We start from the raw sequence: 10,368 nt of genomic DNA, 5'->3' as shown, positions 1-10,368 counted from the left end.
CTCCTGTTATGACATACATCTAAAGTGGTGGAATCAATAAAAGAAATTCCTGTACACTTGCCATTTCTAAACTTTGTCATATATAATAGTAGTGGAACCAATGCTTCCTGCATTAGTTCTACAAACCTGTTATAGCTTACAAGCTTAGGGAAATAGGGTCTTAGGTTGATACATACTTTGTATAATAGGCTTTGAAATTTCTGTAGGATGATAAGTGAAAGTATATGATTATTGTCATGACTTCACTAAGTGATAAGTTTCTACTCTTTATTATTGAGAAATTACTACAGTTGCTTTCCTCTATAAAATGGCTCCGGCAGTATTCTTCAAAAGCTATACAATAGTTATCAACATCGTAAAATATTTCTACTAATAAATTTCACATAAAATCCCATCCTTTCGTTTTATTTTTTTGTTTGTATTTATATAATAAAACATTTTGATGGGATTTTTCATATCTATAACTCTTTTTTTATTTTCGAACTCGCGTTATTTAAAAATACGGGATGCGTATACCTATTTCAACTTGAATATAATTCATGTATAAATGATTTTTATAAACGCAGATCTCTTTCTCCATTTTCAAGTCTTTGAAGTATCAACAATGCTTTATCATAAACAGGTTGACTTTTTAAAAGCTCAAGATGGTTATGAATTACAACTTCGCCTTTTGCTTTGGTCTCCTCAGATGCATAATCAAGCAGATACTCTTTAAAAGTAAAAATGGCATTCGGTATGCAGAAATTATGTACGAATCTGGATTTCGCCACCTTCATAAATTCTTCACCGGTTCTCCCTGCACGGTAGCAGGCGGTACAAAATGAAGGAATGTTACCCATATCGCAAATTTCCTTTACAACATCATCCAAGGAACGAGGATCACAAATTGAAAACTGCTCCTTATCCGGAAGCTCATTGGCTTCTTTTGATTTTGAATAAGCACCTACGCCGATCCGCGTGCCTGCGTCTATCTGTGATACACCAAGTGGTATGACCTCTTTTCGAACTTTTACAGATTCCCTTGCCGTACAAATCAAGCCGGTATATGGTACGGATAATCTCAAAATGGCAATCAGCTTTTTAAAATCGCTGTCGCTTACTGCATACTTTGGATTCACTGAAAATGGCGTTTCTGTAGCGGGGGTAATACGTGGGAAAGATATCGTATGAGGACCTACTCCGTTAAAAGTTTCCTCAAGATGGATCGTATGGTATAAAAGTCCCATGACTTCAAATCGCCAGTCATAAAGTCCAAACAATACACCCATTCCGCAATCATCCACCCCTGCCTGCTGTGCCCTATCCATAGCATATAGACGCCAGCGATAATGCCCTTTTATTGTTTCTGCAGGATGTACATTTTTATATGTCTCGTGATGATAGGTTTCTTGAAATACCTGAAAAGTTCCAATTCCAACATCTTTAAGCTTTTTCAGCTCATCAACTCTGAGTGGTGCACAATTGATGTTAGCACGCCGAATTTCCCCATGTTCTGTTTTTACACTGTAAACCTTTTTAACAGTTTCGCACATGAAATCCACTTCAGTGTCAGGTGATTCACCGTAGACAAGCACAGTACGCTTCTGTCCTTCTCCAATCATTATTTTCACTTCATCTTCAATTTCATCCATCGTAAGTGTTTTACGGTGCATAGCTGTATTGCTGCTTCGAAAACCACAGTATTTACAGTTGTTTGCACATTCATCGCTTATATAAAGAGGAGCAAAAAAAACGATTCGATCACCGTATACTTCTTGTTTTAATTGATATGCCAGTTCATACATTTCCTTTATCGTTTCTTTGTCGTTGTTTTGAATCAAAATGGCTGTTTCATCAGGTTCCAGCCTTATGCAGTCAGCTGCCTTTTTTAAAACCTGCCTGACTTCCTCTTGGGACGGATTCTCATGTTTGTTCAATTGTTCCCATATTTTATCGTCATCGATAAAATCGCATTCCAATTTATCCAGCTCTTCAAATTCACTGTGATACTTTTCAAGAAAATTCATTATACAACTACCCCTTTCAATTAAATATTTTTATGATTTTTATTATATTGATTTTACGGATACACCTTTTATTCCGCCGAGTTTTCCAGTAAGTATACCAATATTGTCATTGGTTTCGTCCATAATCAACGGTATAGCCGATACGCTACTTTCCTTATCCGAAGGCTACCATTGCTAACGCTCCCATCTTTTTCAAAGTGAAAGATAAGCACTACTACACACCGGAATAAGTTCTTCTCTTAAAGTAACGTATTCTAAGTGCTGAAGGCACTAAGAATACTGTTAATAAAGCTCAGATGAGATAAATATTTCTGTATAGCAAACTCCACCTGAACCTAAGAATCACTTGATATGGCAACTCCATTCTTTCTACAATAGGACTTGCATACTTATCTATGGTTTTTATTAACTTGACTTACGAATAATAAATCCTCAATAACAATATCTACGATGCCAATTCTTTTATTTATATTTTCTATCCTAAAATATAAAAACTCCTCTTCCAAAACGGAAAAGAAGTATGATAACATAGATTAATATTAAATATGTTTATTACTCTACTTTCCGCTCAGAATATACTTTGTGGTTAGAAAATAAATTTGGCCCTGTATTCCCAAGTAAAAATCACAAACAAATACATTGCACTATAATATAAGGATAAATCTCTTTAGCCACTTTTTATAGTTCTACTTTATTATATCATATGAATCAAATTTTTTCGAATATTTTTTACTGTTTAGTGTGTTGCTAATGCCAACTCTGGGAATAACCGTGCTCCTTATAATTTAATATTACTCTAGTTGTTTTAATCATTATTTTTTTCTGAATGCTCTATCAGATGTTATCATTCTAGACACTTCAAAAACTTGTACCAAGTAAACAGCCTAGGGCGTTACATCTTTCTTACTTACAGTTCTATAAAAGCAAATAAATCCCCACTACAACCAGCCTACTTTCATATAAAATACAAAAAACCCAGTAATACTGGGTTTTTTCGTGCATCAACATTATATAAATATTAACGTTTTAATATGGCGGAAGCGGTGGGATTCGAACCCACGAACCCTTGCGGACTACCGCATTTCGAGTGCGGCTCGTTATGACCACTTCGATACGCTTCCATGTATAACATTATCTTTTGTTTTTAAAAAACTCTTCTAACATAGTACTACACTGTTCATTGTACATCCACTTGACATCTGTCCAACAATTTAAAAATTTATTTTGTAATACATTTATTACAGAGCCACAAGCCCCCATAGTAGGATCAAAGGTTCCAATATACAACTTGTTTATTCTACACTGCAATATAGCTCCTGCACACATAGGACAAGGTTCTAATGTAACATACATACTACAATCTTTCAATCTCCAATTCTTAACCACTTCCGAGGCACTTCTTATAGCAAGTATTTCTGCATGAGCTGTACTATCTTTCAATGTTTCTTTTAAATTATAAGCCCTTGATATTATACTATTATCTTTTACTATTACAACTCCTACTGGAACTTCTCCTGATTGTAATGCCATTCTGGCTTGCTTTATAGCTTCAAGCATAAAACCATCCATAAATACCTCTTAAAATTAATAATTTAAATCCAATACAAACTACTTTTACAACAAACATACATATAAATTAATAACATTAAATAAAATATAAAATAAAAGCAAAATACTTTAAATAAAGCCTTTTATAAAATAAATATCTTGTAAATTTATCATTTACAAGACTTATGGTGCGCCCGAGAGGAATCGAACCCCCGGCACGCGGTTTAGGAAACCGCTGCTCTATCCTACTGAGCTACGAGCGCATGTTTATGTATAATGCTACCTTAATATTTTATTATAGTTTATAATAATTGTCAATTTCTTTTTGCTCTTGTATAATAAATATAAAAATAAATATTTTATCCAAACGCTACCTATTGCTAATACTCCCGTGGGAGATAAGCACTACTACACGGCCTGGATAAGTTCTTCTAATTATTTTTATATATCATTTATAAAAATGTATATATTAGACCTTAAAATTAAAAATATTATAAAGGAGGATTTTACATGATCAATGAATTAAAAAAATTATTTTTAGCAGGAATTGGTTCTGCTGCATACACCTATGAAAAAGCATCAAAACTGATTCAGGAAATGGTTCAAAAAGGAAGAATAACGGTTGATGAAGGAAAACAGTTATCTGAAGAACTAAAAAAAACTGCCCTGGCTAAAAAAGAACAAATAAAACCTCTAAATAAAACTCAGCTTACATCCATATTAGATAGTATGAATTTTGCCACCAAAGATGATATATCAAAAATAAATGAAAGACTAAATAAACTTGAAAGTAAAATAAATGATAACTAAAGCCTTTGGCTTTAGTTATTAAAATATTTATGGCTACCAAATCTGCAAAAAGATTTAAAGAGATATTAAAAGTACTAACTAAATATGGTTTTAAATTTTTAATAGACAATAAAAATTCCAATGACAAAAAATCTCCTGAAAATCTTAGAAAGGCATTTGAAGCTTTAGGGCCTACATTTATAAAAATAGGTCAAATACTAAGCTCAAGACCAGATATACTGCCTTTGAAATATATTGAAGAACTGTCAAAACTTCAAGATGAAGTAATTCCTGAAAAATACGAACATATAGATAAAGTATTTTTTAATGAATTCAATAAAAATATAAAGGATTGTTTTTTATGTTTTGATAAAATTCCCATGGCTTCTGGTTCTATAGCCCAAGTACATAATGCTACTTTAATGGATGGAAGAAAAGTTATTGTAAAAATACAAAGGCCTGAAATAAAAGAAAAAATAGAAACTGATATAAATCTATTGTATAAAATTATAAAACTTAGTAGGAACAAATTCAAAAATGTTTTAATAGATCCTGAAGAAGCTTTAGATGAATTACTATTTTCCACAAAACGAGAACTAAATTTTAAATTAGAATATGAAAACATGGTAAAATTCAAAGAACTAAATAAAAATGTGAATTTTTGCTATGTACCTTATGTAGTAAAATCTCTATCTGGAACCAAAGTTTTGACAATGGAAAAAATCCATGGATTTAAAATAAATGATATGGTTAAATTAAACGAAAAAAAATACGACTTACAAAATTTAGGCGAAAAGCTTGCATTATTTTTCTTTAAACAAGTATTTACTGATGGATTTTTTCACGGTGATCCCCATGCGGGTAATTTAATGATACTTGATAAAAAAATATGTTTTATAGATTTTGGTATAGTGGGTACAATTTCACCTGGACTCAAATCACTTTTAAATGAGATTATTATAGCTATAGTACAAAAAGATATAGATAAACTTGTATCTTCAATCATATCCCTAGGTGTAAAAAAAGAACTAATAGATAGAAACAAACTATATGAAGATATAGAACTGTTCTTGGTAAATTATTTATCCACATCACTAAAAAATATAAAAATTTCAGTGCTTATGACAGAAATTTTTAAGTGTGCAAAAAATAATAATATAGTTTTACCTAAAGATTTAATATTACTGGTAAAAAGCCTAATAATAATAGAGGGATTGATAACAGAGATTTCACCTGAAATTAATATTTTAGATGTGGCTATACCTTTTTTAAAGCAAAACAACAGATTCTACTATTTTCAGGGAATAAATTTAGAGGATATCTTTATAAACTCTTATAATTTCACTAAAAATTTCTCAAAACTTCCAATGAAAACTGTGGAATTAATAGATGGCATACTAAATGGAAGAGCTAAAGTTCAGCTAAAATTCAATAAAATTGATAACTCTATAAATCAATTAAATAAGATGGTGAATAGATTATCAATCTCTATTATAGTATGTTCTATGATCATCAGTTCTTCTTTAATATTAAACCTAAATATAGGTCCTAAAATTTACAATGTACCTTTAATTGGTATTGCATATTTTATACTTTTTATATTTATTGGCATTACACTTATAATTTCTATACTAAAATCAGGCAAACTTTAAAGGAGATTAAATCATTCTCCTTTTTTTATTCCATCTAGAATATGATTCATAAGATTTTCTATCATATCATCTAAATTCTTCTTGTCCTGGTTCAATAACTCATAAACCGCAACAGAGCAAATGGTTCCAAATAGAGTATAAGCCAAAAAAAATGAATCACATTTTTTTATACTGCCTTCCTGCATACATTGTTCCAGATAATTTTGTGTATACGTTATATATGACTTTATATACTCCCTAAGTTCTAATTGTCTTATTTCCTGTCCCCAAAGCTGGCTCATAACCACCTTGATAAAATCCCTGTTTTCATAAACCAATCCCCACTGAGCTTTACATAAAATCTTTATCTTATCTAACGCATTTTTTTCCTTTTTTGAGTCAAAGTCTATTTTTTGCGTAAGTAACTTCATTCCTTCTTCTACTATATACTTAAATATTTCTTCTTTGCTTTTAAAATGATAATACAATGTTCCCTTTGCCACACCAGCATCCGCTGCTATAGCATCCATAGTCGCCCCATTGTACCCATTCTTTGAAAAGATTTTTATAGCAGATTCGAAGATCATCCTCTTTGTATTATTCAAAAAAACCACCCCAGATTTCTATTATTAATTATCGACTGGTGAGTACAATTATATACAATTTTATTATACTTATGTTGCTAAAACAACTCAATAACTTTTTAAATATTATATCTATAAACTGTTTTTATATAATCTCCATAATGATAAAATAAATTATAAGATTTAAACAGGAAGTCATATTATACGAGGTTAATTAAAAATGATTAAATATTTTAATAGAAAAACAAAACAATATGAAATTGAACAAATAGCAGGTGAAAAATATTTAAAATGGATCTATTCTTCTCCTGTTGGAATGAAATTTTTAGAACTTATAGTTAAGAAAAAACTATTTTCAAAATTATATGGTTATTTTTGTAATAGTAAATATAGTAAAAAAAATATTTATCCTTTTATAAAAAATTTTAATATAAACATGGATGATTATAAACAAAATTCAGATAATTTCAAATGTTTTAATGATTTTTTTTCACGTGCTCTTAAGAATAATGCGAGGCCTATTGATACGAATGAAAAAATCCTAATATCTCCTGGAGATGGAAGATTAAAAGTTTATGAAGATATAGATCTAAATAAAATTCTTCAGATAAAAGGATTTACATACAGTTTGTATGATCTTATAGGCAATATTGAAATCGCTGAAAAATTTTATAAAGGTACCTGTTTAATATTAAGACTTTGTCCAACTGATTATCATAGATTTCATTTTATAGATGATGGAATATGTAATCCTACCCACAAAATTAAAGGAAATTATTACTCTGTAAATCCAATTGCATTAGAAAACATCACAAATATTTTTTGTAGAAACAAAAGAGAATGGTGTATTTTTCATTCAAAAAATTTTGGAGATATACTTTATGTAGAAGTAGGAGCTACCTGTGTTGGAAGTATAATACAAACATATTCTCCACAAAAACAAATATCAAAAGGAGATCAAAAAGGTTACTTTAAATTTGGAGGTTCTACAATTATTTTATTTTTCAAGCACAATAAAATAAGAATTCATAAAGACTTATTGGAACAGTCGAATATGGGCTATGAAACTAAAGTACTCATGGGAGAAAGTATAGGTATTAAATATTAATGAGAATAAGATAATATCCTTAAAAAGAGGTGATTTATAATTTATGAAATTTAATTTTAATATTGATACTCCTGTTATTCGATTTGAACATATATATGAACAACGCATTATGGTAGAAGAAGTAAGAAAACTTTTTTTAGAATATATGAAATCACTTAAAATAAATCTATACTTTCAGGATTTTGAGACAGAAATTAAAATATTACCGGGAAAATATGGACCACCCTATGGAACTTTGATATTAGCACTAATTGATGACAAAGCAACAGGTACTATTACACTCCGTAAAATTTCTGAAAACACATGCGAAATGAAAAGATTGTACGTTAGAGATACTTATAGAGAATTAGGTATTGGAAAAAAACTTGTTAGTATAATACTTTAAGAGGCTTTAAAACTTAATTACAGTTACATGAGACTGGATACTCTTAAAACAATGAAAAAGGCTCAAGATTTATGAAATTGAAGTTAAAAGATTAGAGTCAAAAGTATACAGTAAAATAATCTATGTAATCTCTTAATTTACATAATTTAAAATTAAAAGATTAAGATTATTTTACAAAATATTTATTAATTTATAATATTTGTCCGGAACGATTAATTGCTGCAATCAAAGCTTGAATAGAAGATTTTATAATATCTGGGTCAATCCCTACCCCCCAATACAATTTATCATCACAGGTAATTCCTACATAAGATATAGCCTTTGAAGAAGAACCCTTTTCAAGAGCATGTTCTTCATAACAGGATATTTCATAGTCCACAGAAAAATATTGTTTCAAGGCATTGCTGACGGAGTCTAATCGTCCATTTCCCTTGCTCTTTAATACTTTTTGCTGCTTATTATATCCAATTGTAACTTCTGCAATTATACCCTCTTGCTGTTTAAAGTGACACTCATCTATTTGGAAAACGTGACTGGTTCCCATGTATTCCGATTGAAACACTTCATAAATCAATTCTGGAGTTAATTCTTTATGCTTGACATCGGAAATTGATTTAGATATATATCCCATTTCTTCCTTCATCTTTTCAGGTAACTGAATACCAAAATTCTGTTTAAGAATATAGCTCACACCCCCTTTTCCAGACTGACTGTTAAATCTTATCACATCTGAATCATATCTTCTTCCTATATCTTTAGGATCAATAGGTAAATAAGGTACTGTCCAATGTTTACAATCTTTTTCTTCACGCCAAATCATACCTTTTGCAATAGCATCCTGATGAGAGCCAGAAAAAGCTGTGAATACCAATGAACCTGCATAAGGTTGTCTTTCATATACATTCATTTTAGTAAGCTTTTCATATTTATTACAAATACTCGGTATATCACTAAAATCTAAATTAGGATTAACTCCGTGGGAATAAAGATTCATAGCAACTGTAATAATATCTACATTGCCTGTCCTTTCTCCATTCCCAAATAATGTTCCTTCAATTCTATCTGCACCCGCAAGTAATCCAAGTTCTGCATCACAAACTCCACACCCCCTGTCATTATGAGGATGTAAGGATAAAATAACATTTTCTCTGTATTTTAAATTATTGTTTATGTACTCTACCTGACTGGCAAATACATGAGGCATAGCATTTTCAACAGTTGTAGGTATATTAATAACTACCTTATGCTCCCAATCTGGCTGCCAAATATCAAGTATATTATTGCATACATCGAGGGCATAATCTACTTCAGTTCCTGGAAAACTTTCTGGACTATATTGAAAAGAAAAATTACCCTTTGTATCCAATGATAATTCTTTTAATAATTTAGCTCCTTCTATAGCTAACTGCTTAACCTCTTCTTTTGTTTTTTTGAATACTTGTTCTCTTTGTGCAACAGAAGTAGAATTATATAAATGAACAATTGCTTTAGGTGCACCTTCTATGGCATGAAAAGTTTTTCTTATAATGTGTTCTCTTGCCTGAGTTAGAACCTGTATTGTCACATCTTCCGGGATCATATTTTTCTCAATAATTGTTCTCAAAAATTGATATTCTGTTTCAGATGCTGCTGGAAATCCAACTTCAATTTCTTTGAAACCTATTTTTAACAACATTTTAAAAAATTCGAGTTTCTCTTCTAAACTCATAGGTTCTATCAATGCCTGATTGCCATCTCTTAAATCTACACTGCACCATATAGGTGCCTTATCAATGTAATCTTTATTCACCCAATTTGTTGATGATACCGATGGTAAAAAATAACTTTTTTTATATTTTTTATAATTACGCATACTATTTCTCTCCTTTTTCATAATAATAAAAAAATCTTTCGTCTTCTGCCAGTATACAGTTAGAGACGAAAGATTAGATTTTCGCTGCATCACTCTAATTTATAAATTCAAGTTTATATCTTAGGGACACAAGTTAAATAAACCTTATGCCTTTCCCTTATAACAGAGGGGCTCTGTCTATATCTACTTTTCAAAAACTGCATCTATCACAATTCTGAATTTAAAATAGAAGTTTCCAAGGTGATGTTCCCCATATTCCTCATACTGTTTCACATCGGTCAACAGCTTTCTAAAATTCAGACTATAAGTACTATTCCTTTTCATATCCTTTATCCTGTTATTATGTTGTATTTATTTTACATTATTTAGTCTTCCATATCAATAGAATTTTATTGTTCTTATATGATAATTTAACGCGTTGTGCTATGTCTTGTATTCAAAAATATTGAAGCAAAAAAAGCATAA

At 30.4% G+C, this 10,368-nt stretch carries 9 protein-coding genes, 2 tRNA genes and 2 pseudogenes; 4 read left to right on the top strand and 9 right to left on the bottom strand.

Annotated elements, in window-relative coordinates:
* From V7Q02_RS15990 to V7Q02_RS15125, 6 genes and pseudogenes are all read right to left on the bottom strand, one after another.
* A pseudogene (locus tag V7Q02_RS15990) lies at positions 1 to 364 on the bottom strand (IS982 family transposase); the annotation flags it as partial.
* Between the two features lie 190 nt (positions 365 to 554).
* A complete protein-coding gene (hydG, locus tag V7Q02_RS15145) occupies positions 555 to 2,006 on the bottom strand; it encodes a [FeFe] hydrogenase H-cluster radical SAM maturase HydG (protein WP_333861919.1) in 1,452 nt (483 codons plus the stop codon).
* A 42-nt stretch (positions 2,007 to 2,048) separates the two neighbouring features.
* Positions 2,049 to 2,150 (bottom strand): annotated as a pseudogene (locus tag V7Q02_RS15140) (TM1266 family iron-only hydrogenase system putative regulator); the annotation flags it as partial.
* Between the two features lie 888 nt (positions 2,151 to 3,038).
* Positions 3,039 to 3,127: transfer RNA gene (locus V7Q02_RS15135), tRNA-Ser, on the bottom strand.
* Positions 3,128 to 3,137: 10 nt separating this feature from the next.
* Positions 3,138 to 3,575 carry a nucleoside deaminase gene (locus V7Q02_RS15130; RefSeq protein ID WP_333861918.1) on the bottom strand — a complete coding sequence of 146 codons (438 nt, stop codon included), beginning with the start codon at positions 3,573 to 3,575 and terminating at the stop codon, positions 3,138 to 3,140.
* A 165-nt stretch (positions 3,576 to 3,740) separates the two neighbouring features.
* A tRNA-Arg gene (locus tag V7Q02_RS15125) sits at positions 3,741 to 3,817 on the bottom strand.
* Between the two features lie 247 nt (positions 3,818 to 4,064).
* Between V7Q02_RS15125 and V7Q02_RS15120 the strand changes: the two genes are divergently transcribed.
* Together V7Q02_RS15120 and V7Q02_RS15115 are read left to right on the top strand one after the other, a co-directional pair.
* Entirely contained in the window at positions 4,065 to 4,364 is a 300-nt protein-coding gene (locus V7Q02_RS15120) for a phasin family protein (RefSeq protein ID WP_333861917.1), read from the top strand.
* Between the two features lie 29 nt (positions 4,365 to 4,393).
* Positions 4,394 to 5,995 (top strand): ABC1 kinase family protein, encoded by a 1,602-nt coding sequence (locus tag V7Q02_RS15115; protein ID WP_333861921.1) that lies wholly within the window; start codon positions 4,394 to 4,396, stop codon positions 5,993 to 5,995.
* Positions 5,996 to 6,006: 11 nt separating this feature from the next.
* On the opposite strand, the gene V7Q02_RS15110 is transcribed toward V7Q02_RS15115, so the two are convergent.
* On the bottom strand, positions 6,007 to 6,579 hold the full coding sequence (locus V7Q02_RS15110; RefSeq protein ID WP_333861916.1) for a TetR/AcrR family transcriptional regulator: 573 nt from the start codon (positions 6,577 to 6,579) through the stop codon (positions 6,007 to 6,009).
* Between the two features lie 199 nt (positions 6,580 to 6,778).
* On the opposite strand from V7Q02_RS15110, the gene V7Q02_RS15105 reads away from it, so the two are divergent.
* Entirely contained in the window at positions 6,779 to 7,666 is an 888-nt protein-coding gene (locus tag V7Q02_RS15105) for a phosphatidylserine decarboxylase (protein ID WP_333861915.1), read from the top strand.
* A gap of 43 nt (positions 7,667 to 7,709) precedes the next feature.
* The gene (locus V7Q02_RS15100; protein ID WP_333861914.1) at positions 7,710 to 8,051 is read left to right on the top strand and encodes a GNAT family N-acetyltransferase; all 342 of its coding nucleotides are present in this window, start codon (positions 7,710 to 7,712) and stop codon (positions 8,049 to 8,051) included.
* Between the two features lie 190 nt (positions 8,052 to 8,241).
* Here V7Q02_RS15100 and V7Q02_RS15095 read toward each other — a convergent pair whose 3' ends face one another.
* Both V7Q02_RS15095 and V7Q02_RS15090 read right to left on the bottom strand, forming a co-directional pair.
* Positions 8,242 to 9,903, bottom strand: a complete 1,662-nt coding sequence (locus V7Q02_RS15095) for a 2-isopropylmalate synthase (protein ID WP_333861920.1) — start codon at positions 9,901 to 9,903, stop codon at positions 8,242 to 8,244.
* Positions 9,904 to 10,086: 183 nt separating this feature from the next.
* Positions 10,087 to 10,227 (bottom strand): hypothetical protein, encoded by a 141-nt coding sequence (locus tag V7Q02_RS15090; protein ID WP_333861913.1) that lies wholly within the window; start codon positions 10,225 to 10,227, stop codon positions 10,087 to 10,089.
* Between the last annotated feature and the right edge of the window lie 141 nt (positions 10,228 to 10,368).

The sequence above is a fragment of the Clostridium sp. genome (assembly GCF_036781005.1).
Classification (GTDB): domain Bacteria; phylum Bacillota; class Clostridia; order Clostridiales; family Clostridiaceae; genus Clostridium_B.
Note: the sequence above shows the minus strand (reverse complement) of the source record. Positions and strands in the feature narration are given on the sequence as shown.